26 protein-coding genes are annotated in these 26,556 nt (G+C 66.2%); 12 read left to right on the forward strand and 14 right to left on the reverse strand.

Going from position 1 to position 26,556, the window contains the following annotated elements:
• Positions 1-82: 82 nt before the first annotated feature.
• On the forward strand, positions 83-370 hold the full coding sequence (locus tag ACMVY4_RS21525) for a hypothetical protein (RefSeq protein ID WP_416897992.1): 288 nt from the start codon (positions 83-85) through the stop codon (positions 368-370).
• Positions 371-374: 4 nt separating this feature from the next.
• Positions 375-692, forward strand: coding sequence for a cell division protein ZapA (locus ACMVY4_RS21530; protein WP_416897993.1), 318 nt, complete (start codon positions 375-377; stop codon positions 690-692).
• On the opposite strand, the gene ACMVY4_RS21535 is transcribed toward ACMVY4_RS21530, so the two are convergent.
• Positions 686-1,618 carry a 2-hydroxyacid dehydrogenase gene (locus tag ACMVY4_RS21535; RefSeq protein WP_416897994.1) on the reverse strand — a complete coding sequence of 311 codons (933 nt, stop codon included), beginning with the start codon at positions 1,616-1,618 and terminating at the stop codon, positions 686-688. The two genes, ACMVY4_RS21530 and ACMVY4_RS21535, sit on opposite strands and share 7 nt — an antisense overlap.
• 91 nt (positions 1,619-1,709) lie before the next feature.
• On the opposite strand from ACMVY4_RS21535, the gene ACMVY4_RS21540 reads away from it, so the two are divergent.
• The gene (locus tag ACMVY4_RS21540; protein WP_416897995.1) at positions 1,710-2,948 is read left to right on the forward strand and encodes a GDSL-type esterase/lipase family protein; all 1,239 of its coding nucleotides are present in this window, start codon (positions 1,710-1,712) and stop codon (positions 2,946-2,948) included.
• A 10-nt stretch (positions 2,949-2,958) separates the two neighbouring features.
• Here the strand turns inward: ACMVY4_RS21540 and ACMVY4_RS21545 are convergent, their stop codons facing one another.
• From ACMVY4_RS21545 to ACMVY4_RS21575, 7 genes are all read right to left on the reverse strand, one after another.
• Complete coding sequence (locus ACMVY4_RS21545; protein ID WP_416897996.1) at positions 2,959-4,572, reverse strand: ABC transporter ATP-binding protein; 1,614 nt, start codon at positions 4,570-4,572, stop codon at positions 2,959-2,961.
• Complete coding sequence (locus ACMVY4_RS21550; RefSeq protein ID WP_416897997.1) at positions 4,569-5,657, reverse strand: ABC transporter permease; 1,089 nt, start codon at positions 5,655-5,657, stop codon at positions 4,569-4,571. The genes ACMVY4_RS21545 and ACMVY4_RS21550 overlap by 4 nt, the downstream gene beginning before the upstream one ends.
• Positions 5,650-6,762, reverse strand: coding sequence for a microcin C ABC transporter permease YejB (locus ACMVY4_RS21555; protein ID WP_416897998.1), 1,113 nt, complete (start codon positions 6,760-6,762; stop codon positions 5,650-5,652). Before ACMVY4_RS21555 ends, ACMVY4_RS21550 begins: the two co-directional genes overlap by 8 nt.
• A gap of 19 nt (positions 6,763-6,781) precedes the next feature.
• Entirely contained in the window at positions 6,782-8,608 is a 1,827-nt protein-coding gene (locus tag ACMVY4_RS21560; RefSeq protein WP_416897999.1) for an extracellular solute-binding protein, read from the reverse strand.
• A complete protein-coding gene (locus ACMVY4_RS21565; protein ID WP_416898000.1) occupies positions 8,605-10,398 on the reverse strand; it encodes an extracellular solute-binding protein in 1,794 nt (597 codons plus the stop codon). Before ACMVY4_RS21565 ends, ACMVY4_RS21560 begins: the two co-directional genes overlap by 4 nt.
• A 116-nt stretch (positions 10,399-10,514) precedes the next feature.
• Positions 10,515-11,291: an inositol monophosphatase family protein gene (locus ACMVY4_RS21570; protein ID WP_416898001.1), complete on the reverse strand. Its 777-nt coding sequence runs from the start codon at positions 11,289-11,291 to the stop codon at positions 10,515-10,517.
• Between the two features lie 14 nt (positions 11,292-11,305).
• On the reverse strand, positions 11,306-11,914 hold the full coding sequence (locus ACMVY4_RS21575; protein ID WP_416898002.1) for a c-type cytochrome: 609 nt from the start codon (positions 11,912-11,914) through the stop codon (positions 11,306-11,308).
• A gap of 145 nt (positions 11,915-12,059) precedes the next feature.
• Here ACMVY4_RS21575 and ACMVY4_RS21580 point away from each other — a divergent pair, with 145 nt between their 5' ends.
• From ACMVY4_RS21580 to ACMVY4_RS21590, 3 genes are read left to right on the forward strand one after another with little or no spacing between them, the layout of a single operon-like run.
• Positions 12,060-12,809: a 3-deoxy-manno-octulosonate cytidylyltransferase gene (locus tag ACMVY4_RS21580; protein ID WP_416898003.1), complete on the forward strand. Its 750-nt coding sequence runs from the start codon at positions 12,060-12,062 to the stop codon at positions 12,807-12,809.
• Positions 12,806-13,720, forward strand: coding sequence for an LLM class F420-dependent oxidoreductase (locus tag ACMVY4_RS21585; protein ID WP_416898004.1), 915 nt, complete (start codon positions 12,806-12,808; stop codon positions 13,718-13,720). Before ACMVY4_RS21580 ends, ACMVY4_RS21585 begins: the two co-directional genes overlap by 4 nt.
• 4 nt (positions 13,721-13,724) lie before the next feature.
• The gene (locus ACMVY4_RS21590) at positions 13,725-14,954 is read left to right on the forward strand and encodes a cytochrome P450 (protein WP_416898005.1); all 1,230 of its coding nucleotides are present in this window, start codon (positions 13,725-13,727) and stop codon (positions 14,952-14,954) included.
• Here ACMVY4_RS21590 and thiD read toward each other — a convergent pair.
• Genes thiD through folP form a run of 3 tightly spaced genes read right to left on the reverse strand, consistent with a single transcriptional unit; the run spans position 14,935 to position 17,955 of the window.
• Positions 14,935-15,738 (reverse strand): bifunctional hydroxymethylpyrimidine kinase/phosphomethylpyrimidine kinase, encoded by an 804-nt coding sequence (gene thiD / locus ACMVY4_RS21595; RefSeq protein WP_416900375.1) that lies wholly within the window; start codon positions 15,736-15,738, stop codon positions 14,935-14,937. The two genes, ACMVY4_RS21590 and thiD, sit on opposite strands and share 20 nt — an antisense overlap.
• Before the next feature lie 5 nt (positions 15,739-15,743).
• Entirely contained in the window at positions 15,744-17,099 is a 1,356-nt protein-coding gene (gene glmM, locus ACMVY4_RS21600; RefSeq protein ID WP_416898006.1) for a phosphoglucosamine mutase, read from the reverse strand.
• A gap of 31 nt (positions 17,100-17,130) precedes the next feature.
• Positions 17,131-17,955 (reverse strand): dihydropteroate synthase, encoded by an 825-nt coding sequence (gene folP / locus ACMVY4_RS21605; RefSeq protein WP_416898007.1) that lies wholly within the window; start codon positions 17,953-17,955, stop codon positions 17,131-17,133.
• A 123-nt stretch (positions 17,956-18,078) separates the two neighbouring features.
• Between folP and ACMVY4_RS21610 the strand changes: the two genes are divergently transcribed.
• The 3 genes from ACMVY4_RS21610 to ACMVY4_RS21620 all read left to right on the forward strand — a co-directional run bounded on the left by ACMVY4_RS21610 (position 18,079) and on the right by ACMVY4_RS21620 (position 20,549).
• Complete coding sequence (locus ACMVY4_RS21610) at positions 18,079-19,293, forward strand: hypothetical protein (RefSeq protein ID WP_416898008.1); 1,215 nt, start codon at positions 18,079-18,081, stop codon at positions 19,291-19,293.
• A 72-nt stretch (positions 19,294-19,365) separates the two neighbouring features.
• Positions 19,366-20,130, forward strand: coding sequence for an SDR family NAD(P)-dependent oxidoreductase (locus ACMVY4_RS21615; protein WP_416898009.1), 765 nt, complete (start codon positions 19,366-19,368; stop codon positions 20,128-20,130).
• Between the two features lie 20 nt (positions 20,131-20,150).
• Positions 20,151-20,549, forward strand: a complete 399-nt coding sequence (locus tag ACMVY4_RS21620) for a nuclear transport factor 2 family protein (protein ID WP_416898010.1) — start codon at positions 20,151-20,153, stop codon at positions 20,547-20,549.
• On the opposite strand, the gene ACMVY4_RS21625 is transcribed toward ACMVY4_RS21620, so the two are convergent.
• The 3 genes from ACMVY4_RS21625 to ACMVY4_RS21635 all read right to left on the reverse strand — a co-directional run bounded on the left by ACMVY4_RS21625 (position 20,546) and on the right by ACMVY4_RS21635 (position 23,047).
• On the reverse strand, positions 20,546-20,983 hold the full coding sequence (locus ACMVY4_RS21625; protein WP_416898011.1) for a nitroreductase/quinone reductase family protein: 438 nt from the start codon (positions 20,981-20,983) through the stop codon (positions 20,546-20,548). The two genes, ACMVY4_RS21620 and ACMVY4_RS21625, sit on opposite strands and share 4 nt — an antisense overlap.
• 21 nt (positions 20,984-21,004) lie before the next feature.
• Positions 21,005-22,489, reverse strand: a complete 1,485-nt coding sequence (locus ACMVY4_RS21630; RefSeq protein WP_416898012.1) for an inorganic phosphate transporter — start codon at positions 22,487-22,489, stop codon at positions 21,005-21,007.
• A 72-nt stretch (positions 22,490-22,561) separates the two neighbouring features.
• Positions 22,562-23,047 carry an NUDIX hydrolase gene (locus ACMVY4_RS21635; protein WP_416898013.1) on the reverse strand — a complete coding sequence of 162 codons (486 nt, stop codon included), beginning with the start codon at positions 23,045-23,047 and terminating at the stop codon, positions 22,562-22,564.
• A gap of 93 nt (positions 23,048-23,140) precedes the next feature.
• Here ACMVY4_RS21635 and ACMVY4_RS21640 point away from each other — a divergent pair, with 93 nt between their 5' ends.
• The 3 genes from ACMVY4_RS21640 (at position 23,141) to ACMVY4_RS21650 (ending at position 26,340) form a co-directional block, all read left to right on the forward strand.
• Positions 23,141-23,923, forward strand: a complete 783-nt coding sequence (locus tag ACMVY4_RS21640; RefSeq protein ID WP_416898014.1) for a fumarylacetoacetate hydrolase family protein — start codon at positions 23,141-23,143, stop codon at positions 23,921-23,923.
• 333 nt (positions 23,924-24,256) lie between these two features.
• Positions 24,257-25,246: an aldo/keto reductase gene (locus tag ACMVY4_RS21645; RefSeq protein WP_416898015.1), complete on the forward strand. Its 990-nt coding sequence runs from the start codon at positions 24,257-24,259 to the stop codon at positions 25,244-25,246.
• A gap of 86 nt (positions 25,247-25,332) precedes the next feature.
• Positions 25,333-26,340 carry an NADPH:quinone oxidoreductase family protein gene (locus ACMVY4_RS21650; protein WP_416898016.1) on the forward strand — a complete coding sequence of 336 codons (1,008 nt, stop codon included), beginning with the start codon at positions 25,333-25,335 and terminating at the stop codon, positions 26,338-26,340.
• Positions 26,341-26,556: the final 216 nt, after the last annotated feature.

A 26,556-nucleotide genomic window follows, 5' to 3' on the forward strand; every position in this document is an offset into this window, starting at 1 on the left:
GTTGACCGCAAATCCGGGATGTTTTTATGGTGGCATGTTAGGGAAAAGCCCTAACGTCATACGCAAGCGACGATAATCCTGCATGAGTTCCGAACCCCAGAGCCCCACCGACCCCGTAAGCCGTGCGCTGAAGGCGCTGGAGCGCGTCGAGAAGATCAGGGCCGGGGGTCTGATGCGTCGAACCGCCGCAGAACCGGCCGGTGAGGCCGACTCGGTCGAACTGGAGAGCCTCCGTGCCGAAAACGCGTCGCTCCGCGCGGAACTGGCGGAAGCGGCCGAGGAAAAGGCGCGGCTCAGGCGGGAGGCCGCGCAGCTGGCCGTCCGCGTCGACAGCGCGCTGGAACAGCTTGACCTGATCGAGAAGGGATAGGGCCGTGCCCCAGGTGAAGGTGACGGTGAACGGGCGCGATCATCTGATCGGCTGCGGCGACGGCGAGGAAGACCGGGTCCGCGAACTGGCGGCCTATGTCGACCGCCGCGCCAACGAACTGGTCGATGGCGGCGCGCGTGTCCCCGACAGCCGGCTGATGCTGATGACCGCCCTGCTGATCGCCGACGATCTGGCCACCGCCTATGACGAACTCGATTCGGCGCGGGGCAACATGTCGACCGGCGCCGATCCACGGATGGACGAGATCGCCCGCCGGCTGGAAGCGCTGGCCGACGGACTGGAAGACCGGACGGCTCAGTAGCCGCGGCCGGTGTCGACCGTGTTGATCAGCGGGTCCCCGGCCTGGTCGCGGCGAATGTTCTCGACAACCTGATCCACCAGCGCCCGCGGGTCGGAGAAGGCCGCGATGTGCGGCGTCACCGTCACCTGCGGATGGTCCCAGAACCGGCTGTCGGCGGGCAGCGGCTCGGTCTGGAAGACGTCCAGCGACGCTTCCGAGATGTCCCCCTCGTCCAGCGCCGCCAGCAGGTCGGCCTCGACCACATGTCCGCCGCGGCCGGCATTGATGAAGCTGGCGCCGCGCGGCAGCTTCGCCAGCAGGCCGCGGTTCACGATCCCCCGCGTGGCGTCGGTCAGCGGCAGCAGGCAGATCAGGATCTCGGTCCGCGCCAGGAAGGCGTCGAGCCCGTCGGCGCCATGATATCCCGTCACACCCTCGACCTCGCGCGGCGTCCGGGACCAGCCCGCGACGTCGAAGCCCAGCATGGCAAGATAGCGCGCGGCATCACCGCCAAGTTCGCCGAGTCCCATCATGCCGACCTTGCGCTCGCCGGCGTGGGGCTGGGGCAGTTCCTGCCAGACCTTCATCCTCTGCTGCCGGTCGTATTCGCGGTGCCGGCGGTGATGCATCAGGGTCTGCATCACCACCCATTCGCGCATTCTCAGCGCCATGTTCGGGTTGATGACCCGGCAGACCGGCACATGCTTCGGCAGTTCGGCGTCGGCGAAAATGTGATCGACCCCCGCACCGAGCGAGAAGATCGCCCGCAGGTTCGGCAGGCTGGCCAGCAATCCGGTCTCCGGCTTCCAGACCAGGGCGTAGTCGATATCCGCCAACTCACCGGCGTCCGGCCAGATGCGGAAGTCGAGCTCGGGCAGTTCGCCCATGACGGTTTCCCGCCACCAGTCGGCCCGGTCGGCGTTGGATCGGAACAGCATGGTCGGCATCGGGATCTCCGTGGATGGGCGTCGGCGCGGCTCGGACGGCACATTGTGCTATCCTTTCCCCGGGGAAAGTCAAACGGGGGTCCGACGCATCATGTCGAGACGAAGCGGCATCGCTGGCGCCATCCTGCTTGCCGGCATCGCACTCGGGGGCTGCGAGACGCAGGACATCGAAGCGGCCCGGAACGTGCTGGAAGGCGCACAGCTGGTGATCGTGTCCATGGGCAACTCCTTCGCCTCCGGCGAAGGCAATCCGGACGTGCTGGCGACCGCGAACGAAAGCGCCAAATGGCAGGAAAACGCCGCCTTCGCGTCCGGGCTCTGCCATCGCTCCGCCATCAACGCGCACCGTTTCGCCGTCGCCGCGGTGACCGATGCATGGACGCTTTCCGACGAGGAGATCTACGCCAGCTTCGCCTGCTCCGGCGCCTCGACGCGCTTCGGACTCAGGTTGTCGCGACGCGGCAACGCGAACATCTGCCAGTTGCCGGCGCCGGCTGCGCCACCGTCGCCTTATTGCGGCGAAGGACAGATCGCCACCGCGAAGGCATGGGCCGAAGACCCGGAGAACGGGGTGATGCGCATCGATGTCGTCATCCTGTCCATCGGGCTGAACGACCTCGGCTTCGGCAGTATCGTGAAGGCCTGCGTCACGCCCAAGCCGACACCTTTCCATCCCGACTGCCACCAGGACCCGGGCATCACCGAGATGCTGCAGCACGGATGTACCGACGCCCAGGACGATGACGACCCGTCGGACCTGCCCACGGGCTGCGGCGGGATATTCCGGTCCGCCTATGGCGGCTTCGACCGGGTGCAGGGCCGCGTCGAACGGGAAATCCGCCGCATCCGCGAGGAACTGGACCCCAGGCACATCCTGCTGGTCGGCTACCCGGACCCCAGCCGCAACGAGAACGGCAATTTCTGCAATCGCTACAACGAGAACTTCATCGCCGGAATCGATGTGCTGACCGGTCAGGTGAATCCCGGCGGCACGGGCATTGGCTGGATGGCCATTCCGTTCGGCGCCGCCACCAGCGAGGTCACCGGGGCCGAGTCGCGCTTTGCCTTCGAGGAGGTGTTGACCCCCCTGAACGAGATCCTGGCCGACGCGGCGGCGGCCGAAGGCGCGCATTTCGTCGACGGCCTTGCGGCGCTCACCCGCGAACATGGCGTCTGTTCCAGCGACCCCTGGTTCCACGGGTTCAAGTCGTCCTTCGCGCGGCAGGACGATGAACAGGGAGTACTTCACCCGAACCAGGCGGGTCACGAGGCCATGGCCGCGCCCATAGAGGCGAAGCTGAGAGCCGTGCTGGGCCTGCCGCCGGCCTGAACGGCGGCCCCTACTTCAGCACACGGTTCTCGAAGGCCGCAGCCAGCAGCGTCTTGGTGTACGGCGTCTCCGGCGTCTGGAAGATCTTCTCGGTCGGGCCGCTTTCGACAACGACGCCGTCCTTCATGACGATGACGTCGTCGGACAGCGCGCGGACGACCCTGAGATCGTGGGAAATGAACATGTAGGCCAGGCCGTAGCGCTCCTGCAGTTCCCGCAGCAGATCGACGATCTGCGCCTGCACCGACATGTCCAGCGCCGAGGTCGGTTCGTCCAGCACGATGAATTCCGGTTTCAGCACGATGGCGCGGGCGATGGAGATTCGCTGGCGCTGACCACCCGAGAACTCGTGCGGATAGCGGTCCTGCATGTCGCCTTCCAGACCGACTTCCTCCAGCGCGCGGGCGATGACGTTACGCCGCTCAGCCTCGTCGCCGACCAGCTTGTGGACCAGCAGGCCTTCCTCGACGATCTGGCCGACCGAAAGCCGGGGACTCAGCGAGCCGAACGGGTCCTGGAAGACGACCTGCATCTCCTTCCGCTTCGGTCGCATGTCGCCGAAGCCGTGACCGTCGATCCGTTCCCCCTTCCAGACGATCGGTCCCTCGGAGCGTATGAGGCGCAGCAGCGCCATGCCGAGCGTGGTCTTGCCGGAGCCGGACTCGCCGACAACGCCAAGAGTCCGGCCCTTGCGGATGCTGACGTCGATCCCGTCGACCGCCTTCACATGGCCGACGGTGCGGCGGAAGACGCCGCGCTTGATCGGGAACCAGACCTTGAGGTCGCCGGCGGTCAGGACCTCTTCGGGCTCGGCAGCGTCCGGGTCGCGGACCGGGCGGCCCTTCGGTTCTGCCGACAGCAGCATCTTCGTGTACTCGTGCTGCGGTCTCTCGAAGATCTCCTCGGTCGGCCCTGCCTCGACGATATCGCCCTTCGTCATCACGCAGACCTCGTCGGCAATGCGCCGGACGACGCCCAGATCGTGGGTGATGAACAGGATCGCCATGCCGAGGCGCTTCTGCAGGTCGATCAGCAGGTCGAGGATCTGCGCCTGGATGGTGACGTCCAGCGCCGTGGTCGGCTCGTCGGCGATCAGCAGATCCGGTTCGTTGGCGAGCGCAATGGCGATCAGCACGCGCTGGCGCTGGCCGCCGGAGAGCTGATGCGGATAGTCCGCCAGCCGTCCCTCGGGATCACGGATGCCGACCAGATGCAGCAGTTCGATCACGCGCTTGCGCGCCGCCTCCTTGCCGATGCCGCGGTGCAGGCGCAGCACCTCGGCGACCTGCTTCTCGACGGTGTGCAGCGGGTTCAGCGCCGACAGCGGCTCCTGAAAGATCATCGAGATCCGCTGCCCGCGGATGGTCCGCATGAAACCGTCCGGCGCGCCGACCAGTTCCTTGCCGTCCAGCTTGATCGAACCGCTGGGATGGCTGGCGCGCGGATAGGGCAGAAGCTGCATCACCGAGAGCGCGGTCACCGACTTGCCCGACCCGCTCTCACCGACCAGCGCCAGCGTCTTGCCGCGCTCCAGATCGAAGGAATTGTGGCGCACGGCCTCAATCGGCCCGGCCTCGGTGTTGAAGGTGACCGAGAGGTCGCGGACTTCCAGCAGCTTGCTCATGCGAAGCTCTTCCTGGGATCGAAGGCGTCCCGCACGGCTTCGGCCATGAACATCACCAGCGTCAGCATGAAGGAGATGACGACGAAGCCGGTGATGCCGAGCCATGGCGCCTGCAGGTTCGCCTTGCCCTGGGCCAGCAGTTCGCCCAGCGAGGGCGAGCCCGGCGGCAGGCCGAGGCCCAGCAGGTCCAGCGCGGTCAGCGAAGTGATGGCGCCGGTCAGGATGAAGGGCATGAAGGTGATGGTGGCGACCATGGCGTTGGGCAGCAGGTGCTTGAACATGATCACGCCGTTGCCGACGCCCAGCGCGCGCGCCGCGCGGACATAGTCGAAATTCCGGGCGCGCAGGAACTCTGCGCGGACCACGGCCACCAGCGCCGTCCAGCTGAACAGCAGGAGAATGAACAGCAGGGTCCAGAAGCCGGGCACGAACAGCGCCGAGAAGATCAGGATGATGAAGAAGAAGGGCATCCCTTCCCATATCTCGATGAAGCGCTGGGCGATCAGGTCCAGCCAGCCGCCGTAATAGCCCTGCACCGCGCCCGCGCAGACTCCGATGATCGTCGACAGGATCGTCAGCATGATCCCGAACAGCACCGAGAGCCGGTAGCCGTAGATCACGCGGGCGATGACATCCCGGCCCTGATCGTCGGTGCCGAGCCAGTTCTCCGCCGTGGGCGCCTGCGGGAACGGACCTTCGGCCTTGGGCGTGCGGTAGTCGTATTCCACCAGCGGCCAGAGCGCCCAGTTGTCGCCTTCCGACAGGGCCTCGCGCATGAAGTCCTCGCGGTACTCCGCTTCGGTCGGCAGGAAGCCGCCGAACTCCTCGTCGGTGTAGACGAACAGCACCGGGAACTTCAGCTCGCCCCCGTAGGAGACCATCAGCGGCTTGTCGTTGGCGATCAGTTCGGCGAACAGGCTGAGGACGAAGACGATCATGAAGATGATCGCCGACCAGTAACCGCGCCGGTTGCGCTTGAAGTTCTGCCAGCGCCGCTTGTTCAGCGGTGTGACCCGGATGCCCATCACACGATGGACCTCGGCGCCCGAGAGCGGTCCGTAATCCTGCATCGCGGCATCAGACATCGCGCGCCTCGAAATCGATGCGCGGATCGACGAAGGCGTAGGTGATGTCGCGCAGGATCGTCATCACCAGCCCCAGCAGCGTGAAGGCGTAGAGCGTGCCGAAGACGACCGGGTAATCCCGGTTGACCACGCTCTCGAAGCCGAGCCGCCCCAGCCCGTCGAGGGAGAACAGCACCTCGATCAGGAAGGTGCCGGTGAACAGCATGCCGATGAAGGCCGACGGGAAGCCCGCGATCACGATCAGCATGGCGTTGCGAAAGACATGCCCGTAGAGCACTCGGTTCTCCGACAGACCCTTGGCGCGGGCGGTCTGGACGTATTGCAGGTTGATCTGATCCAGGAAGGAATTCTTCGTCAGCATGGTCAGGTTGGCGAAGGCGCCGATGGTCAGTGCGATGACTGGCAGGCAGACATGCCAGAAATAGTCGGCGACCTGACCCAGCGTCGACATCTCGTCGAAGTCCTCCGACACCAGCCCCCGGAGCGGGAAGATCTGCCAGTAGGAGCCGCCGGCGAAGAGCACGATCAGCAGCACGGCGAAGAGATAGGCCGGGATGGCGTAGCCGATCACGACGACAGTCGATGTCCAGACGTCGAACGGCTGACCGTCGCTCACCGCCTTGCGGATGCCGAGCGGGATAGAGATCGTATAGGCCAGCAGGAACGACCAGAGGCCCAGCGATATCGAGACCGGCATCTTGTCCAGCACCAGGCTGATCACCGACTGGTCGCGGAAGTAGCTGTCGCCGAAATCGAAGACAGCATAGTTCGCCAGCATCTGCAGGAAGCGCTCATGCAGCGGCTTGTCGAAGCCGAACTGCTTCTCCAGTTCCTTGATGAATTCCGGATCCAGGCCCTGCGCGCCACGGTAGGAGCTGTCGCCGGCGCCACCGCCGGGTCCCTGCCCGCCGCCGCCACCCGAGGCCTCATTGCCGCCTGCCCCGGTGACACGCGCGCCGGCGCCCACCGCCGTGCCCTGGATCTCGGCGATGATCTGCTCGATTGGCCCGCCCGGCGCGAACTGGATGATGGCGAAGTTCACCAGCAGGATCACGAACAGCGTCGGGATGATGAACAGGAAGCGGCGGATGATGTAGGCGATCATGCGTCAGACGTCCGCCAGATCAATTGTTCCGCCCGCCGGTGGCCGCCGCCTTGCCGGCATCGAACCACCAGGAATTGACGACGCCCCGATGATAGGGCGGCTTCTCGGCTTCGGGACGGCCGTAGCGGTCCCAGTAGGCGAGGTTGTGCTCGCCCTTGTACCACTGGGGCACGATGTAGCGGCCCCACATGATGACGCGGTCCAGCGCCCGCAGCGCGGTCACCAGCGTCTCCCGGTCCGGCGCAGCCAGCGCCGTGGCGATCAGGCTGTCGACCGCGGGGCTCTTCACGCCGGCATAGTTGTAGGTGCCGTCAATATCGGCCTGACGGCTGCCGAAGAAGTTCCAGAGTTCCGCGCCAGGCGTCTCGGGCGGCGAGAACCGTGCGGTCACCGCGTCGAAATCGTATTTCTTGATGCGCTCGACATATTGTGCCGGATCGACCAGCCGGGTGCCGGCCTTGATACCCAGACGCTCGAGGTTCTGCGCGTAGGGACCGATGATCCGGTCGAAGGTCGGTTGATAGGACAGGAACTCGATGGTGAAGACCTCGCCATCGGCGTTCTTCAGCACACCGTCCTGGATAGTCCAGCCGGCCTCCTTAAGCAGACCGTGCGCCTTGCGCAGGTTCTGGCGGATACCGTTCTCGCCGTCGGTGACCGGCCCCTGGAAGGCCTTCGTCATGACCTCGGGCGGCAGTTCGTCGGCGAAGGGCTGCAGCAGCGCCTTCTCGGCGTCCGACGGCGGCCCACTGTGTTTCAGCAGCACCGAGTTCTCGAAGATCGACTGCGTGCGCTTGTAGAGACCGTAGAAGAGGTTGCGGTTGGTCCACTCGAAGTCGAACGCCAGGTCGAGGGCCTCGCGCACGCGGCGGTCCGCGAACTTGCCGCGGCGGGTATTGTAGAACCAGCCCTGCATACCGGACGCGCGGCCGTCGGAAACGGTCAGCCGTTTGATGCGTCCCTCCTGCACCGGCACCTTGTCGTCATACTCGGTCGCCCAGCTCTTGGAGGTGAACTCTTCACGGAAGTCGTACTCGTCGGCGAAGAAGGCCAGCAGCGCCGACGTCCGGTCCGCGTACCAGTCGATGCGGATGGTGTCGAAGTTCCAGAGGCCCTTGTTCACGGGCAGGTCTTTTGCCCAGTAGTCCGTTACCCGCTCCAGCGTGATCGAGGTGCCCTGATTGACCTCGGTCATGCGGTAGGGACCGCTGGCCAGCGGCGGCGTCAGCGTCGTCTTGTCGAACTCCACGGTCTCGTAATACGCGGCCGAGAGGATCGGCAGGCTGCCGGCGATCTTCACCGCCAGGTCGCGCGGCGCGTCCTCGGCCAGATCGAAACGCACGGTGCGCTCGGCGACGATAGCCGCGCTCGCCTTCTCGAAGACGTTGCGCAGGATCGGGTGCCCCTTCTCCTGGATGACCTCCAGCGAGAAGACGGCATCGGCGGCCAGGATCGGCGAGCCGTCATGGAAGCGGGCTCGTTCGTCGATCTCGAAGGTGACCGAGCGGCCGTCTGCAGCCACGTCCGCCGTCCTTGCGATCAGCGCGTAATGGGCGTCCGGCTCGTCATAGGACCGCGCCATCAGCGTGTCGTGCAGACGGATCTCGTGCTGCTGGATCGAGGCCGGCGTCGCCCCGCGCAGGATGTAGAAATTCACCGAATCGAAGGTGCCGAGATCGCGCAGCCTCAGCATGCCGCCCTTCGGCGCTTCGGGGTTCACCCAGTTGTAGTGCTCGAAGCCTTCGGGGTACTCGAGCTGTCCGAACACCGAGATGCCGTGGCGCGGCTCCGCCAGCGCCGATCCCGCCAGCGCCAGTCCGGCGATGAGGAAAGCGGCCAGCCTCACTTGTACTTGCCGTCCAGGCGGGCCGCCTTGTCGGCATCGATCCACCACGACATCACGTCCGGGCCGTAGTCAGGGTTCTTGCCGGTCATCCCGAACTTGTCCCAGTAGGCGATCCGGTTGGCGGAGATGTGCCACTGCGGAATGACGATGTGCGAATGCAGCAGCACCCGGTCGAGGGCGCGCGTCGCGGTGACCAGCGCCTCCCGGCTCTCTGCGAAGATGATGGCGTCGACCAGCTTGTCCAGCGCCTCCGACTTGATGCCGGCAATGTTGCGGCTGCCCAGGCGGTCGGCGGCCTCGGAGCCGAAGAAATCGCGCTGTTCGTTGCCGGGGCTTTCGGACTGCGGATAGGAACCCACGATCATGTCGTAGTCGAAGGACCGGAAGCGGTTCTCGTACTGCGCCGTGTCCACGGTGCGCAGGTTCACCTTCACGCCGATGCGCTCCAGATTCCGGGCGAAGGGCAGCACGATGCGTTCGAACTGAGGGTCGGCCAGCAGGATCTCGAAGCTGACCGTCTCTCCGGAATGCGGCGAGATCAGTTCCTTGTTCTCGAACTTGTAGCCGGCGTCCTTCAGGATCTGCAGCGCCATGCCCAGATTCTGCCGGATGGAGCCCCCCTCGGTCGAAGGCGGCGTGTAGGCTTCGGTGAACACCTCCTCCGGGATCTGGCCGCGCAGCGGCTCCAGCAACGCCAGTTCGGCATCCGAGGGCAGGCCCGAAGATGCCAGATCGGTATTGGAGAAGAAGCTCTCCGTGCGCTTGTACTGGCCGTAGAACAGGTTCTCGTTGGCCCATTCGAAATCGAAGGCGTAGGCCAACGCCTCGCGCAGCGCCGCGTCCTGGAACACCGGACGGCGGAGATTGTAGACGAAGCCCTGCATGCCGGTCGGGCGGCTGTGGGGGATCAGTGCCGTGATCACGTCGCCGGCCTTGGCCGCCGGGAAATCGTAGGCCGTGGCCCAGTCCTTGGAGCTGTTCTCGGTCCTGTAGTCGTAGACATAGCCCTTGAAGGCCTCCAGCACCGCCGTGCGGTCGGCGAAATACTCGTACAGGATACTGTCGTAGTTGTAGCGGCCCCTGTTGATGCCCAGATCGCTGCCCCAGTAGTCCTCGACCCGCTCCAGCACGATCCGCCGGTTCGGCTCGACCTCGACAACACGGTAGGGCCCGGACCCCATGGGCGCCTCCAGCGTGGTGGCGCCGAAATCCCGGTCGGCCCAGTAGGCCTTCGACAACACCGGCAGCTGGCCCATGATCTGCGGCAGTTCACGGTTTCCGGTCTCGTCGAAGCTGAACCTGATCCGCCGCTCGCCCTCGATCTCGACCTTGCTGACATTGCGGTAGTAGTAGCGGAAGAAGGGCCGCCCCTGATCGCGCAGGACCTCGAAGCTGAAGGCGACATCCTCGGCTGTGACAGGGCTGCCGTCGTGGAACCGGGCCTCGGGCCGGAGGTTGAAGACCACCCAGCTGAAGTCTTCGGGATACTCGACCGTTTCCGCGATCAGGCCGTACTCGGCCGAGGGTTCGCCCAGATGGCTGTCCATCAGGCTCTCGATGGCCATCGACGCGGCGCCCGACGGGCTGCCCTTGGGAATGTAGGGATTGAGCGAATCGAAGCCGCCGAAAGCCGAAAGCCGGAGAGATCCGCCCTTCGGCGCGTCGGGATTGACGTAGTCGAGATGCGCGAAGCCTTCGGGGTATTTCGGTTCGCCGATGAGGCTCAGGGCGTGGGATGTGACCACGTTGTCGGCGAGAGCCGGCAGGGCCAGCAACGCCGCGAATGACATACCCAGAAAACCTGCCCGCACCTGGTCACCTCTCGCCTGAAACGAACCATCCGTTCCTGAACCGCGATTATGGCCCCAGTTGGGCCGCGTGCGGAACCCTAACAGACTGTGATCAATCAGCCTTGAAGTATGTTGAGCGCCGCCTCGTGCAAGGTCCGGTCGCCGACCGCCAGGGTCTTCTCGCCGATCCCGAACTCGATCTCGCGGCCCTGCCAGTCGGTGATGTGTCCGCCCGCGCCCTTCACCACCGGCGCCAGCGCCAGATAGTCATGCGGCTTCATGCCCTCGTCGGCGACGATGTCCACAAAACCAAGCGCGAGCAGACCGTAGGCGTAACCATCGGCGCTGAAGCGCGTCAGCCTTACGGTTTCGATCAGCGACTTCACCGCCGGACCGCGCGGGCCGTAGAGGATCTCTGCGCCCCAGGTGTAGAGCGTGGCATCGGCGATATCGGGGCATTTGCGTACCGACACCGGCTTGCCGTTGAAGGTCGTCTTCTGTCCCTCTATCCCGATCCAGCGCTCGTTGTTCACCGGCTGGTTGATGACGCCGAGCACCGGCCGGTTGTGGCGGGTCAGCGCGATCAGGGTGACGAACTGGGCCGAACCGGAAATGAAGGACTTGGTTCCGTCGATGGGGTCCAGGTGCCACACGAATTCGGCATCGGCGTTCTCGGCGCCGAACTCCTCGCCAACGATGCCGTGGTCGGGGAAACGCGCGTTGATCAGCTTCCGCATCACCTGCTCGGCACCGCGGTCAGCTTCGGTGACCGGGCTTTCGTCGGCCTTCGAGACAATATCGAGAGGACGGCGGAAAAGGGGGCGTATGAACGCCCCCAATTCGTCCGCCAGTTCGGCTGCGAATTCGGCGAATGGCTGCAGGTCGACGGACATCGTCCGCGCGCCGCTTATTCGGAGGCGGGCTGGGACTCGGTCTCGGCCGCCGGCGAGCTCTCGGACTCGGCAGCCGGCGCCTCCGGCTCGGGCAGCGGCGTATCGGCGTCGCCGAAGGACTTCATGTAGAGAATGACGTCACCCCGTTCGCTGTCCTTCTTGAGACCGGCGAATGCCATCTTGGTGCCGTTGGCCCAGCCCTTCGGGTCGGCCAGGAACTTGCTCAGATTGTCGTAGGTCCAGTCACCCTCGAGCTCGGCCAGCGTCGCCGAATATTCGAAGCCGCCGACAGAGCCGATGTCGCGGTCGACAATGCCGTAGAGGTTAGGACCGACCTTGTTCGCGCCGCCGTCCTCAAGAGTGTGGCAGGCCGCGCACTTCTTGAAGACGCGCTCGCCCTTGGCCGCGTCGGCGGAAGCGAGAACGACGGCGATCGGCGTCTCGACCTCTTCGGTCGCGCCGGCATCGGCAACCGCCGAGGATTCGAACTCCGGCACCGGATAGGCGACGGTCTCGGGACCGTGCGGGCTGATGAGGCCATGGGACAGCTTGGCGATGGCGTAACCGACCAGCACGGTCAGCAGAACCGCGCCCGCGATCTTGTTGAAGAACATGCTGTCCATGACCGAACCCCTCTCGAGTCGCGTGCACACGGGCGGGTGACCGCCCGCCGAAACGTCGCATGGTGATAGCCTCGGAACCCTGTACGAATGATGCGGTCAAACGACGCACGAACCGCCGAAGACGCCGAGGGAGGCCCGCAGCCCGATGAACCCGATCCTCGTCATCCCCGCCCGCATGGCCTCCACCCGCCTGCCCGGCAAACCGCTGGTCGATATCGCCGGCGCACCGATGGTGGTGCAGGTCTGGCAGCGCGGGATGGAAGCCGATATCGGCCCGGTGGTCGTTGCGGCGGCAGAGGCCGAGATCGTCGCGGCGGTCGAAGCCGCCGGCGGCACCGCCGTCCTGACCGATCCGGACCACCCGTCGGGATCCGACCGCATCTTCGAGGCCGTGGAGCGCGCCGATCCGGACCGGCGCCACGACATGGTCGTCAACCTGCAGGGCGACCTGCCGGCGCTCGACCCGGACACCATCCGGGCGTCGCTGAAGCCGCACGAGGCGGACCCCGGCGTCGACATCGCCACGCTGGTCGCCGAGATTCACGAGGCCGAAGAGGTGACCAACCCCAATGTCGTGAAATGTGTGACCGCCTTCGCGGAAGGCCGGGACACGGCCCGCGCGCTCTGGTTCACGCGCCTGCCCGCGCCGGGCGGCGACGGACCGCACTGGCACCATATCGGCCTCTACACCTATCGCCGTGAAGCGCTGGCCCGGTTTGTCGCACTGCCGCCCAGTCCGCTGGAGAAGCGCGAGAAGCTGGAACAGTTGCGCGCGCTGGAAAACGGCATGCGCATCGACGCGGCCCGGGTGGATGTCATACCATTCGGGGTAGATACGCCCGAAGATCTGGAAAGGATGCGGGCGCTGTTCGCCAAAGGGGAGGTTGGGCGATGAAGTACGGCATCTCGATTCCGGTCCGCGGAGACGGGGCGAACCCGGCGGCTTTCGACGGCGTTGCCGCCAAGGCCGACGCAGCCGGGCTGGACGTCCTGTGGGCCAGCGATCACCTGCTGATGGCGCCGCCCAACAAGTCGAAATATCCGGGCACGCCCGATGGCAGCCTGCCGCCGCCGTGGAAGCGGACCTATTTCCAGCCCTTCAGCGTGCTCAACTATCTCGCGGGCCGGACCCGCAATGTGCGGCTGGGGACCAGCGTCCTGATCCTGCCCATGCGCAACCCGATCGAGGTCGCCGCGCAGATCGCGGAGCTGGATCAGGTCAGCCGCGGCCGGGTGAATTTCGGCGTCGGCGTCGGCTGGTTCGAGGACGAGTACGACGCGCTGGGCTATCCATTCAAGAAGCGCGGCAAGCGGGCCAATGACGGGCTGAAGATCTGCAAGAAGCTCTGGACCGGCGAGCCTGCGGCGCATGAGAGCGAGTTCTACTCCTTCTCCGGCGCCGTCCTGGGGCCGACACCCGTCCAGAAGCCGCACCCGCCGATCTATATCGGCGGCCATTCGCCGGGCGCCCTGAAGCGTGTGGCGAAGTTCGGCGACGTCTGGCACCCGTTCCGCGTCGGACCGGACGAGTTCGCGGATCTGAGACCAAAGCTCGCCGAGGCGCTGAAGGCCGAGGACCGGTCCATCGACGACATCCCGATGTGCCCGAAGATCCCGCTGGTGGTTCAGGACGAGGCCGGACCGCTGCCGACCATGGGCCATCTGGCGGGCATTCTCGATGCTCTGAAGAAGTACCAGGACAACGGCGCGACCGAGTTCTGCTTCGACATCGTGCCGGAGACCGAGGAGAACGCCGTCGCCATGATCGATCTCATCCTGAGTGAGATCAAACCGAAGCTGGGCTAGGACAATGGCGGACACGGCCCAGGCCGGGCTGGAGGCCCTGGATGTCAGCGATCCCGGGCTCTACCAGCAGGACGCCTGGCACGAGCCCTTTGCACGGCTCCGCCGCGACGATCCGGTGCATTTCTGTCCGGACAGCGCCTACGGCCCGTTCTGGTCCATCACCCGCTATGACGACATCATGGCGGTGGAGCTGGATCACGGCACCTACTCGTCGGACCATTCCAACGGCGGCATCCAGCTGACGGACCAGCCGCTCGGTCAGGAGACGCCCAATTTCATCCGCATGGATCCGCCGAAGCACACCGCCCAGCGGAAGACCGTCGCCCCCAGCGTCGCGCCGACCAACCTGCGCAACTACGAGGCAACCATCCGCGAGCGGACGAACTACGTGCTGGACGGGCTGCCGCAGGGTGAGACCATCGACTGGGTACAGCACGTCTCGATCCCCCTGACGACGATGATGCTGGCGACCCTGTTCGACTTTCCCTGGGAAGACCGGGAGAAACTGAGCTACTGGTCCGACGTCGCCATCGCGGTCCCCGGCGACCCGGAGGCGCCGATCTCCAGCGTCGAGGAGCGGATGACCGAGCTCCAGAAGATGGCCGCGTATTTCATGGAGCTCTGGAAGGTCCGGGAGAACGAGCCCCCGAAGCCCGACCTGATCTCCATGCTGGCGCACAGCGAGGCCACACGGGCCATGCCGCCGGGCGAGTTCATCGGCAATCTCGGGCTGCTGATCGTCGGCGGCAACGACACCACCCGCAACTCCATGTCCGGCGGCGTGCTGTTCCTTTCGGAGAACCCGGACGAGCGGCGGAAGCTGTATGACGATCCGTCGCTGATCCCGTCCGCGGTCTCCGAGATCATCCGCTATCAGTCGCCGGTGCTGCACATGCGCCGAACTGCGACCCGCGACACTGAACTGGGCGGCAAGACCATCCGCAAGGGCGACAAGGTCGCGATGTGGTACCTCTCAGGAAACCGCGACGACAGCGCCATTCCCGACGCCGACCGCTTCATCGTCGGCCGCGACAAGGCGCGGAAGCACCTCTCCTACGGCGCCGGGATCCACCGCTGCGTCGGCGACCGGCTGGCCGACCAGCAGCTGCGCATCCTCTGGGAAGAGATCATCGCCCGGAAGCTGACGATCGAGGTGGAGGGGCCGCCGGTGCGGCTCTACTCCAACTTCATCCGCGGCATCCGCAGCCTGCCGGTCACGGTGACGGCGGCCTGACGGTATGCGCGTGATTGAGCGGGCCGTGGCCTGAGCCATATCCCGGAGCGGAGCGGATCGCCTCCTGCACATAGGCGCGGGCGCGGGCGAAGGCGTCCTTCAAGGTCAGACCCTGAGCCAGACCGCAGGCCAGCGCCGAGGCGGTGGTGCAGCCGGTGCCGTGGGTATGCGCCGTCTCGATCCGCGGGCCTGCGAAGGCCTCGAAGCCGTCATCGGTCAGCAGCAGATCGGTCAGCGTCTCGCCGGACATGTGGCCGCCCTTCAGCAACACGGCCTTCGGGCCGAGCGACTTCAGTTTCTCGGCAGCGCGCTTCATGCCGTCCAGATCGGCGATCTCCAGGCCGGACAGCACCTCGGCCTCGGGGATGTTCGGCGTCACCACATATGCCAGCGGCAGCAGCAGCGCGATGGCCGCTTCGGTCGCATCCTCGTCCAGCAGGCGTGCACCGCCTTTCGCCACCATCACCGGATCGGCAACGAGCGGCACTCCGGGGGCATGCTCCGCGACGGCCTCAGCGACGACCTCGATGACCCCGCGCCGGTGCAGCATGCCGGTCTTGATCGCATCCGCCCCGATATCGGCCAGCACGACCTGCATCTGCTGGCGGATAAAGTCGAGCGGCACCTCGTGGATGCCATGGACGGTGTGGGTGTCCTGCGCCGTGAGCGCGGTAATCGCCGTCGCCGCATAGCCGCCCAGCGCCGTCACTGCCTTGATGTCAGCCTGGATTCCGGCGCCGCCGCCTGAATCGGAACCGGCGGCGATCAGCACCCTGCCCTTCATGGCCGTCACGATGCGGCGGCCGCCACGTCGGAGATCGTGCCTGCGATGCCGTCCACGACTTCGCGGACCATCGCCTCGTCCTCGCCTTCCGCCATGACCCGGATCAGCGGCTCGGTGCCCGACTTGCGGATCAGCACACGGCCGATGCCGTCCAGCCGCTTCTCGCCATCGGCGATGGCCGCCTTCACCTTGTCGGTCTCCAGCGGATTCGCAGAGCCGTAGCGGACATTCTTCAGCACCTGCGGCAGCGGATCGAACAGCTTCACCGCCTCGGAGACCGGCTTGCCGCCCTCGACGATCATCGCCAGCGCCTGCAGGGCCGCCAGCGTGCCGTCGCCGGTGGTGGCGTAATCCAGCAGCACCATGTGGCCTGACTGTTCGCCGCCGACATTGTAGCCGCCGGCGCGCATCTTCTCGACGACGTAGCGGTCCCCGACCTTGGTGCGGACCAGATCGAGGCCAAGGCTGTTGAGATACCTCTCCAGCCCCATGTTCGACATCACCGTGGAGACCACGCCGCCGCCCTTAAGCAGACCCTCATTGGCCCAGCGGCTGGCGATCAGCGCCATCAGCCGGTCGCCGTCGACCTCCTGGCCCTTCTCGTCGACCATGATGATCCGGTCGGCGTCGCCGTCGAGGGCGATGCCGACATCGGCACCAAGCTTCACCACCTTCTCCTTCAGCAGGGAGGTCGAGGTGGAACCGCAGCCGTCGTTGATGTTGAAGCCGTTCGGCTGCACGCCGATGGAAACGACATCCGCCTCCAGTTCCCACAGCACGGCCGGCGCGACCTTGTAGGCGGCGCCATTGGCGCAATCGACGACGACCTTCAGGCCGTCCAGCCGCTTGCCCTGCGGGAAGGTGCGCTTGATGAACTCGATATAGCGGCCGCCGGCGTCCTCCAGACGCTGCGCGCGTCCCAGATCGCGCGGCTTGGCGAGGATGCCCTTGCCGGCATCCTTCATGCCAGCCTCGATCTCCGCCTCGGTCTCGTCGGAGAGCTTGAACCCGTCCGGGCCGAACAGCTTGATGCCGTTGTCGTGGAAGGGATTGTGGGAAGCCGAGATCATCACGCCCAGATCTGCGCGCAGGCTGTCGGTCAGCATCGCGATGGCCGGCGTCGGCAGCGGGCCGACCATGACCACGTCCATGCCGACCGAGGTGAACCCGGCTGCCAGCGCCGGCTCCAGCATGTAGCCCGACAGCCGCGTGTCCTTGCCGATCACCACCCGGTGGCGGTGATTGCCGCGCATGAACACCCGGCCGGCGGACAGGCCGACCGCCAGCGCGGTCTCGGCCGTCATCGGATCGGCGTTCGCCATCCCACGAATGCCATCGGTGCCGAAATAGGTGCGGGCCATAGTGTTCTCCCCTCGTCTGGGTGCGCCCACCTTATCGGTCAGAACGCACGGGCTGTCCACGGATCGCCGACTGGAAAACCGCCAGTGCCTGGACGGTCTCGGCCACGTCGTGGACGCGGACGATGTCGGCTCCGTTCATGGCCGCCGCAAGCGCCGCGCCAACCGAACCGCCGAGCCGTTCGCCGGCCGTCTCGACACCGGTCAGCCAGCCGATGAAGCCCTTGCGGCTGGCGCCGATCAACAGCGGCACACCAAGCTCACGGAACCGCTGCAGATCCGCCAGAAGCGTGAGATTCTGGCGGAATGTCTTGCCAAAACCGATGCCCGGATCGATGACGATCCGGGACCGCTCGATGCCTGCGGCTTCGCAGTCGGCAATGCGGGCGGCGAGATAGTCGTACACCTCGCCGACCACGTCGTCGTAGCGGGGATCGTCCTGCATGTTCTCAGGCAGACCCCTGGCGTGCATCAGCACGACGCTGCAGGATGCAGCGGCCATGACATCCTGCGACAGGGGATCGAAGGTCAACGCGCTGACATCGTTGATGACAGGCACGCCGAGAGCCAGCGCGCGGCGCATGACCTCGGCCTTGCGGGTATCGACGGAGACCCGGATCCCGTCTGCAATCAGCGACTCCAGCACCGGCGCCAGCCGCCGCCACTCCTCCTCGACCGGAGTCTCGCCGGCCCCGGGCCGCGTTGACTCGGCCCCGACATCGACAATCGCCGCCCCATCTGCCACCTGCTGCCGCGCCTGAGCGATGGCGTCCGCCGTGTCCCAGGCGACGCCGCCATCGGAGAAGCTGTCGGGGGTGACATTGACGATCCCCATCACCTCAACCGGTCCGTCGATCATGGCGTCGTCTCCCTGCTCGATGCCGGTGCAGGCGCTTGGGCCTTCATCAACCCGCGGTTCTGCGGCATCCTGTCGGAAGGGCGTGGATACTTGAAGAACAGCAATCTCGGAAGGGGGCCGGCCATGTCCATCGTACGCATCTCCGCGCTGAAGGGCGCGATCCATGGCATCTGGATCGACGGGGCCTTCGCCCACGAGGCCTATGACCGGCGCAGCTTTCATGGCCGCACCGAAGGATTCGCGGAACCGGGTGTGCCGGATGGCGGTTTCGAACCGCTGCGGCCCGGCGACCGGCCGGACTGGCGTGATCTCGACCGGCGCGGCTTCCCGCGCGAGACGTCCGATCTCTATCACCTGCTCGCCGCGCGCTTCGAACAGTCGGCAAAGGATCTGGACGACGGGCCGGTCACCGTAATGGTGCACGGCTTCCTGTTCGATCCGCGCAACTCGATCAGCTCCGAGCCGAAGGAGACGGATAATCCCCACGCCCGCCTCTATCACTTCCTCGAACGGCCGATGGCCGAGGAAGTCCGCCACCACACGACCGGATGGCCGGCGCGGCTCGGCTATACCGGCGCCGACCTGAGCGGGCGCGAGGGCATGGTGCTGGCCTTCGGCTGGCATTCGCGGCCCGGCTTCGCGGAATCGCTGATCAAGGGCGGGCAGAACTTCTACGCCCGCGCCTATTCCAATGCCGAGCCCGCCGCCTGGAACCTGCTGACAGCACTGCATGTGCTCGACCACAAGCTGGCGGCGGGCAAGAAGATCACGCTGTTCTGCCACAGCCTCGGCAGCCGGGTCGTCATCCGTCTGATCGCCATGGCGGCCAAGCACAACCGGCGCGACCTGCTCGACCGCATCGACAAGGTGATCATCCTGGGCGGCGCGGAATATGTGGTCGAGGCGCGGCTGATGCTGCGCCGCCTGACCGAGGTCGGGATGCTCGACCGGATCAGCTTCTACAACGTGGTCAGCCGCGAGAACGACGTGCTGGACAAGCTCGGCGAGAATTTCGGTCCACGCACCTTCGGCAACACCAATGTCGTCGGCCACAACGGTCTGGACGTGGAGGACAGCCGCAGCCTGGGCGACAGCTGGGTGGACATGCAGATCGACAGCCGCGAGTTCGCCGACTGGATGCGCGCCAACAGGAACTTCAAGGTCACCGGCGACAACCCCGATGCTGTCTGGGATCACTGGTACTACTTCACCGACCCCGGAAACATGGCGCTCTATCGCGACATCATCCGCAATCCGGACGGCTGGAAGATCGCCGATCTGCGTCAGGCCGGCATGCCGGACCGTGTCTCGCGGCGGCGCAGCGTCTTCGGCGACTGACCGCGCGTCGCTGGCCCCGCGCGCCGGACGCCCTAGCTTCTCTGAAGGCCATTGCTGTCAGGGGAGGACAACATGACGAAACCGGTCTGTCTGGTACTCGGCGCAGGCGCCGGTATCGGCGGCACCGTCGGCGCGCGCTTCGCGGCCGGCGGCTATCACGCCGTGCTCTGCCGGCGCTCCAACGAGGACGGGCTCAAGACCCTGGTCGGCGGCATCCGCGAGGCGGGCGGCGAGGCCACGGGTTTCCTGCTCAACGCCGTCGAGGACGACGCCATCGAGGACCGCATCGCCCATGTCGAGAAGGAAATCGGCCCGATCGAGGTCGTCATCTTCAATCTCGGCGCGCAGATCGGCGACCGGACGCTGCAGGACACCACGCTGAAGCAGTTCGAGCGCGGCTGGCGCATGGCGACCTTCGCCCTGTTCCGGACGGCGAAGGCACTGTTCCCGCTGATGGCGGAGCGCGGCAGCGGCACGCTGATCGCGACCGCCTCGACGGCGGCGATGCGCGGCAACCCCGCCCAGCACGCGCACACAGCTGCGATGGCCGGACGGCGCATGCTCTGTCAGTCGCTCAACGCCGAATACGGCCCCCAGGGCATCCACGTCGCCCATGTCGTCGTCGACGGCATGGTGGACGCGCCCGACACCGTCGGCCTGATCCTGGGCGAGGACCGCTTCCGGCAGCTGCGCGAGGAGCGCGGGCAACAGGACGGACTGATCCTGCCGGCCCATGTCGCCGAGACCTACTGGCACCTGGCCCACCAGCACCGGTCCACATGGACGTTCGAGCTGGATGTGCGATCCTTTTCCGATGCGCCCTGGTGGAACGGGTGAGAAGGGGGAGGATCGACATCATGACCGACAACAACGACCAGATCACCGGGCTGCTCGCCCGCTATTGCCATATCGTCGACAACGAGCCGGCCGAGATCATCGCGGACCTGTTCTGGGACGATGCGACACTCGATCTCGGGGGGCTGCATGAAGGCCGCGAGGCCATCGTCCAGGCCTATGTCGACTGGATCGCGCGGCGCCGCGTAAAGACCGACCAGCTGCGTCACATGATCTTCCAGCCGGCCATCGAGATCGACGGCAAGCGGGCGACGGCGCGCACCTATTTCAACGCCGACGGGTTCGCCGGACCGGACAAGGCCCTGCTGCTGGTCCGCGGCATCTACCGCGACGAACTGGAAAAGCGCGATGGCGAATGGCGCTTCGCCCGCCGCGAGATCGCCGTGCTGTCGGCGAGCTAGACCGGCTCGGCGATGAAGACCGGAATCCGGCGCGGGGCCTTGGCCTTGTAGTCGTTGTAGGTCGGGAACGCCTCGGCCGCCGCGTCCCAGAGACGGTTGTACTCGTCGCTGTCCACCTCGACCTCCCGCACGATCATCGGCCAGATCTCGGTCGCGTCACGCACCGCCACTAGCGGATGGGACCGCAGATTGTGCACCCAGACCGGATCCTTTTCCCGACCGCCATAGGAACCAACCAGCACGTAGCCGTCGCCGACCTTCACACGCATCAGCGGGATCTTGCGGATGGCGCCAGTCTTGCCGCCGACATGCGTGATCAGCACCACCGGCAGACCGGTGTCCATCAGCGTGTTGCCTTCCCGGCCACCGGTCCGCTCGATCAGTTCGACCTGCTTGCGGACCCACTCGATGGCGGGCGGAATGTATTCGGGCATGGCGTCCTCCCCTGTCAGCCGTCAGTCGAAAAGATAGCTCAGGGCAACGAAAAGGACACCGGAGAGCGCGGCGGCGGCCGGCACCGTGATCACCCAGGCCGCAATGATGGTCATGAAGTGGGAGCGGCGCACCAGCTTGCGGCGTCGGCGCTCTTCCGGCGCGATGGTCCTGACTTCGCCGTTCCGTTGACCGGCCGCGCGGCGGCCCCGGCGGACATGATCCCATTCACGGAAGAAGCCGACACCGAAGACCGCGCCCACGGCGATATGGGTGGAACTGACGGGCAGCCCGAGCCAGGACGCGACGATGACGGTGATCGCGGCGGACAACGCCACGCAATAGGCCCGCATCGGGTTCAGCTTGGTGATCTGGCTGCCGACCATGCGGATAAGCTTCGGCCCGAACAGCACGAGGCCGAAGGAAATCCCGAGAGCACCGATCACCATCACCCAGGTCGGGATCGAGACCTTGCCGGCCACCTCGCCGAAGGATTCGGTATGCACGATCGCGGCAAGCGGCCCAACGGCATTGGCGACGTCATTGGCGCCGTGCGCGAAGGAAAGCAGTCCCGCCGAGATCACCAGGGGCAGCCCGAACAGGGTCTTGAGCGACTTGTTGCGGTTCTCCATCCCGCGGGACTGACGCCGGATCAGGGGGGCGGTGACGACATAGGACAACGCCCCGACGGCGAGACCGATCGCCAGCGCCGTCAGTATGTCGATGTCCACGATCTTCTTCAGGCCCTTCAGGGCCAGATAGGTTGCAAAGGCGCCGGACATGATGCCGATCAGCACGGGCACCCAGCGCCGCGCGGCAGCGATCTTGTCGTCCTGGTAGATGATCCGCGACTTGATGAAGGCCAGGAAGATCGCGGCGATCACCCCGCCGAGCACGGGCGAGATCACCCAGTTGGCCGCGATGGCCGCCATGGTCGGCCAGCTGACGGCCGACAACCCGGCGGCAGCGATGCCGGCGCCCATCACCCCGCCGACCACCGAATGCGTCGTCGAGACCGGTGCGCCGACCCAGGTGGCGAGGTTGACCCAGAGCGCCGCGGAGATCAGCGCCGCCATCATCGCCCAGACGAATGCGGTGGAATCGGCGACGCCCGCCGGGTCGATGATGCCCTTGGAAATCGTGGAGACGACATCGCCGCCGGCCAGCAGCGCGCCCGCGCTCTCGCAGATCGCCGCGATGACAATGGCCCCGCCCATGGTCAGCGCCCGCGCGCCCACTGCCGGGCCCATGTTGTTGGCGACGTCGTTGGCGCCGATGTTCAGCGCCATGTAGGCCCCGAAGGCCGCCGCCGCGATGACGAACATCGAGCCTTCGGCGCCGGCAAAGACGACCGCAGCGCCAAGCGCCGCAACGACGATGAAGGCGAAGGCGACACCGGTTCCGACCAGCGGCAGGGCGACATACTGTGTCGCGTACTCGACCTGACTGATGCGGTTCAGGTCCTTGTCGAGCGTCTTCCAGCTCTTGATGTCTGAATCTGATGTCACGGAAGCGGCGCCGGCCCGGCTGTCACAAATCTGTCATATTCGTGCGCTGCCTAGCGGCCCGCGCGGCGGAGTTCAAGCCCGGACGACGCCGTTCCGCGCGAACTGCCGGAGAATCTCGGCCAGACCCGGTTCCTCGACCATGCCTGAGGCGGTTTCCGGGTCGGTCCAGACCAGCTTGCGCGCTCCGGTTTCAGGGAAGCCCTGATCCATGCGCTCCACCCGGAAGGCGAAGACCTTCACCTCGCAGGTCACGGTCTGGCCGCCGCGCAGCCGCTTCTCGTACCGGAAGTCACCAAGCTCCTCGGCCGTCGCGGCGTCGGCCACGACCCCGGTTTCTTCCCAGGCTTCGGTCCGCGCGGTTCCCGCCAGGTCGGTGTTGTCGATCGGCCAGCCCTTTGGCACGATCCAGCGCTTCGTGGTGAGCGAGGTCGCCAGCAGCACCTCGACACCGCCGCCCGCCGCCGGGCGATAGCACAACGCCGCCGCCTGCACCCTGTTCGGGCGTTGGAGCAGAGGCTGGACATAGTCCGCCCAGGCGCGATAAATCAGGCTGTTCATGCAACCATTTATAAGTCACACCAATTCGGGATGCAAGTTTATCCACAAGCCAAGTCTCTCAATTCGCATCACTTTTGACGGGGAGCACAACGCATGCGCTGGGGACGCTACACGGCCGACGGAAACGAAACCTACGGGCTGATCGAGGGGGACACGCTGGCCGATGTCGAGGGCAGTCCCTTCGGCCAGTGGACGCGGACCGGCGCCACCCGCGAGTTGGCCGAAACCCGGCTGCTCGCGCCCGTCATGCCGCGCACCTTCTACGCGGCGGGACTGAACTACGCCGAACATGTCATGGCGGTCGCAAACGAGCGCGGGGAGACACCCTCACTGCCAGAGGCCGCCGATATCGGCTACCGGGCGATCAATTCGATTTCGGGTCCCGGCGACGCCATCGTCATCCCCGCCGATGCGGGCGAGGAGATCCAGTACGAGGCGGAGCTGGTCGCCGTCATAGGGCGGCAGGCGAAGCATCTGACGGCGGAGAACTGCCTCGACTGCGTGCTGGGCTACACCATCGGCAACGACGTCTCGGAGCGCGGCTGGCAGCGCCGGGACCGCACGCTCTGGCGCGCCAAGAATACCGACACCTTCGCGCCGATGGGGCCGTGGATCGAGACCGCCTTCGACCTTGCCTCGGCCGAGACCGTGGTGCGGCTGAACGGGCGCGAGACCATCCGCTTTCCCACAGCTTCGACGATCTTCTCCCTGGCCGACTTCCTGGTCCGCATGACCCGCTACGTCACGCTCTACCCCGGCGACGTGATCTGGCTCGGCACCGAGGGGAAGTCGGAGAACATGAAGGCTGGCGATGTCTGCGAGATCGAGATCACCGGCATCGGTACGTTGAGCAATCCGGTGGTGCGGGAGGGTTGATTCCCTTTGTCGTCCTCGGGCTTGACCCGAGGACCTTGTTGTCCCGCCTGCGCCGAGGCCTTCGGATCAAGTCCGAAGGCAGCAAAGGGGCGCCTGTTTCACAGAGATCACCGGCATCGGGACGCTCAGCAATCCGGTGGTGCGGGAGGGTTGAGAAACTCCGCCCGCAGCGGGACTTGATCCCGCTGCCCAGTTCTGCCCCGAAGGCGCATGACAGCACCGCCGGACTGGGTCCCGGGATCAAGTCCCGGGACGGGCGGTGTGCACCACCCCCACTGGCCCCGCCCCGCGCCAGCGGCTAGTCTTCGCCCGGCATTCGAGGGGAGAGACGGCATGCAGCAGCGGAAACTGGGCGCGGACGGCCCGACGGTCAGCGCCATCGGATACGGCGCGATGTCGTTCACCGACTTCTACGGACCGGCGACCGACGAGGGCTCGATGGGCATTCTCGACGCCTGCGTCGAGCTGGGCATCACCCATGTCGACACCTCCAACGTCTATGGCATGGGCCGGTCCGAGACCGTCATCGGCGAGTGGCTGAAGCAGCGCGGCGGCGAGCCGCCTTTCCGCATCGCCACCAAGGTCGGCATCCAGCGCGATCCCGAGCGGCGCTTCAACAACGACCCGGAGCACCTGCGCGAACAGCTGGAGGGCAGTCTGAAGCGCCTCGGCGTCGAGGCGATCGACCTCTACTACATCCACCGCCGCGACACCGCCCACGAGATCGAGGATGTGACCGAAACCATGGCCGGCTTCGTCAAGGCGGGGAAGGTCAAGGCCATCGGCTATTCCGAGATCGCGCCGGGCTCGCTCCGCCGTGCGGCGGCCGTGCATCCCATCGCCGCGGTGCAGTCGGAATATTCGCTGCAGACCCGCTCGCCCGATCTCGGCCTGGTCCAGGCCTGCGAGGAAGTGGGCGCGGCGCTGGTCGCCTTCTCGCCCGTCGGGCGCGCGCTGCTGACCGACCGGCCCCACTCGCCCGAGAGCATCGCGAAGATCGACTTCATGAAGAACAATCCGCGCTTCACCGGGCGGAACCTGGAGTTCAACATGAAGAAGAACGCCGAGTTCCGCGCGCTGGCCGCCGAGATGGGCCACCCCGCGGCGACCCTCGCCTGCGCCTGGTGCCTGGCCCAGGGCGAGCATGTGCTGCCGATCCCCGGCACGCGCAAGGTCGAGCACCTGAAGGAATGCGCCGCCGCCGGCGACCTCACGCTGACGGCGGACGACCTCGCCCGGATCGAGGCGGTCCTGCCCGTCGGCTGGTGCCACGGCGACCGCTACAACGCGGCCCAGTGGGTGGCGCCGGAGAGATGGTGCTGACCGGAACCGCACTTCACGACTGAAACGCGACGCCGCGGCGGGGAGGCCGGGGCGCGCGGCCGAACGCAACCGGGGAGGACCGCATCATGCGCGCCGTTCGCATTCACCGATATTCCGCCTTCGAGGACCTGGAGCTGGAGCAGGACGTGCCCCGGCCCGAGCTGCTGCCGCGCCAGGTGCGCATCGCGGTGAAGGCCGCGCCGCTCTCCATCGCGCTGCACCTGATGGCGAAGGGCGACTATCAGCGCCGCCCGCCCCTGCCCTATGTGCCGGGCGGCGAGGTTTCCGGCGTGGTGACCGAGATCGCCGAGGGCGTCGACCGCCTGAAGGTCGGCGACCGTGTGGCCGGCATCATCGACTGGGGCGCCATGGCCGAGGAGGCCGTCGGCTACGACGCCACGCTCTACCCGATCCCCGACGGGATGCCCTTCCCCGAGGCGGCGAGCCTCTCGCCCTCCTACGCCACCTCGATGGCGGCGCTGACCTGGCGGCACCAGCTGGACGTGCAGCCGGGCGAGTGGCTGCTGGTGCACGGGGCGGCGGGCGGCGTCGGGCTGGCCGCGGTCGAGATCGGCAAGGCGCTGGGCGCGAAGGTCATCGCCGTCGTCGGCTCGCAGGAAAAGGCGGATTTCATCGCCGCGCACGGCGCCGACCACACCGTCATCCACACCGAGGCGAACTTCCGCGAGCGGGTCATGGACCTGACCGGCGGGCGCGGCGCCGACGCCGTGTTCGAGACCGTGGGCGGCGACAGCTTCATGCAGTCGCTCCGCTGCATGGCCCCGGGCAGCCGCATCTGCGTCATCGGCTTCGCCGGCGGCACGGTCCCGCAGATCCCGGCCAACCACCTGCTGGTCAAGAACATCACCGTCTGCGGGCTGTTCCTGGGCTATTACTGCGGCTGGGGTCGCGAGGACGTCCGCTACGACCACCGCGACCGCCTCGCCGCCGACGTCGAACGCCTCACCGCCTGGTGGCGCGAGGGCAAACTCAGCCTCCACACCTCCCACGTCCTGCCGCTGGCCGAGTTTCAGGAGGCCATGCGGATCGTCACCTCACGGGAGGCGATGGGGCGGGTGGTGGTGGTGCCTTAGAATGTAATCCAAACACTGGACATATAAAGATTCTTTAAAATCAGACAAATACACCCTCATTATTGTTTTGAATTGCTCTATTTTTTCATGGGCCAATTCTGAATTCCCTCTGAAAAATGTATAGCATTAAATCTTGGAGCAGGAAGAACAGTTCTTCCACTCGGATCCAATGGCAAACCGGGAATGTAAGGTTTGGCCAGCTCGAACCTCGCTGAC

Origin of the sequence: Minwuia sp., assembly GCF_048007105.1 — a bacterium.
In the GTDB taxonomy this organism is placed as follows: Bacteria; Pseudomonadota; Alphaproteobacteria; order Minwuiales; family Minwuiaceae; genus Minwuia.

What these genes read in the sequence shown, in the direction of transcription:
- ACMVY4_RS21525 (WP_416897992.1), top strand. Translation starts at nt 83, where the DNA reads ATGAGTTCCGAACCCCAGAGCCCCACCGACCCCGTAAGCCGTGCGCTG.
- ACMVY4_RS21535 (WP_416897994.1), bottom strand. Translation starts at nt 1,618, where the DNA reads ATGCCGACCATGCTGTTCCGATCCAACGCCGACCGGGCCGACTGGTGG.
- ACMVY4_RS21540 (WP_416897995.1), top strand. Translation starts at nt 1,710, where the DNA reads ATGTCGAGACGAAGCGGCATCGCTGGCGCCATCCTGCTTGCCGGCATC.
- ACMVY4_RS21545 (WP_416897996.1), bottom strand. Translation starts at nt 4,572, where the DNA reads ATGAGCAAGCTGCTGGAAGTCCGCGACCTCTCGGTCACCTTCAACACC.
- ACMVY4_RS21550 (WP_416897997.1), bottom strand. Translation starts at nt 5,657, where the DNA reads ATGTCTGATGCCGCGATGCAGGATTACGGACCGCTCTCGGGCGCCGAG.
- ACMVY4_RS21555 (WP_416897998.1), bottom strand. Translation starts at nt 6,762, where the DNA reads ATGATCGCCTACATCATCCGCCGCTTCCTGTTCATCATCCCGACGCTG.
- ACMVY4_RS21565 (WP_416898000.1), bottom strand. Translation starts at nt 10,398, where the DNA reads ATGTCATTCGCGGCGTTGCTGGCCCTGCCGGCTCTCGCCGACAACGTG.
- ACMVY4_RS21570 (WP_416898001.1), bottom strand. Translation starts at nt 11,291, where the DNA reads ATGTCCGTCGACCTGCAGCCATTCGCCGAATTCGCAGCCGAACTGGCG.
- ACMVY4_RS21575 (WP_416898002.1), bottom strand. Translation starts at nt 11,914, where the DNA reads ATGGACAGCATGTTCTTCAACAAGATCGCGGGCGCGGTTCTGCTGACC.
- ACMVY4_RS21580 (WP_416898003.1), top strand. Translation starts at nt 12,060, where the DNA reads ATGAACCCGATCCTCGTCATCCCCGCCCGCATGGCCTCCACCCGCCTG.
- ACMVY4_RS21585 (WP_416898004.1), top strand. Translation starts at nt 12,806, where the DNA reads ATGAAGTACGGCATCTCGATTCCGGTCCGCGGAGACGGGGCGAACCCG.
- ACMVY4_RS21590 (WP_416898005.1), top strand. Translation starts at nt 13,725, where the DNA reads ATGGCGGACACGGCCCAGGCCGGGCTGGAGGCCCTGGATGTCAGCGAT.
- thiD (WP_416900375.1), bottom strand. Translation starts at nt 15,738, where the DNA reads ATGAAGGGCAGGGTGCTGATCGCCGCCGGTTCCGATTCAGGCGGCGGC.
- glmM (WP_416898006.1), bottom strand. Translation starts at nt 17,099, where the DNA reads ATGGCCCGCACCTATTTCGGCACCGATGGCATTCGTGGGATGGCGAAC.
- folP (WP_416898007.1), bottom strand. Translation starts at nt 17,955, where the DNA reads ATGATCGACGGACCGGTTGAGGTGATGGGGATCGTCAATGTCACCCCC.
- ACMVY4_RS21610 (WP_416898008.1), top strand. Translation starts at nt 18,079, where the DNA reads ATGTCCATCGTACGCATCTCCGCGCTGAAGGGCGCGATCCATGGCATC.
- ACMVY4_RS21615 (WP_416898009.1), top strand. Translation starts at nt 19,366, where the DNA reads ATGACGAAACCGGTCTGTCTGGTACTCGGCGCAGGCGCCGGTATCGGC.
- ACMVY4_RS21620 (WP_416898010.1), top strand. Translation starts at nt 20,151, where the DNA reads ATGACCGACAACAACGACCAGATCACCGGGCTGCTCGCCCGCTATTGC.
- ACMVY4_RS21625 (WP_416898011.1), bottom strand. Translation starts at nt 20,983, where the DNA reads ATGCCCGAATACATTCCGCCCGCCATCGAGTGGGTCCGCAAGCAGGTC.
- ACMVY4_RS21635 (WP_416898013.1), bottom strand. Translation starts at nt 23,047, where the DNA reads ATGAACAGCCTGATTTATCGCGCCTGGGCGGACTATGTCCAGCCTCTG.
- ACMVY4_RS21640 (WP_416898014.1), top strand. Translation starts at nt 23,141, where the DNA reads ATGCGCTGGGGACGCTACACGGCCGACGGAAACGAAACCTACGGGCTG.
- ACMVY4_RS21645 (WP_416898015.1), top strand. Translation starts at nt 24,257, where the DNA reads ATGCAGCAGCGGAAACTGGGCGCGGACGGCCCGACGGTCAGCGCCATC.
- ACMVY4_RS21650 (WP_416898016.1), top strand. Translation starts at nt 25,333, where the DNA reads ATGCGCGCCGTTCGCATTCACCGATATTCCGCCTTCGAGGACCTGGAG.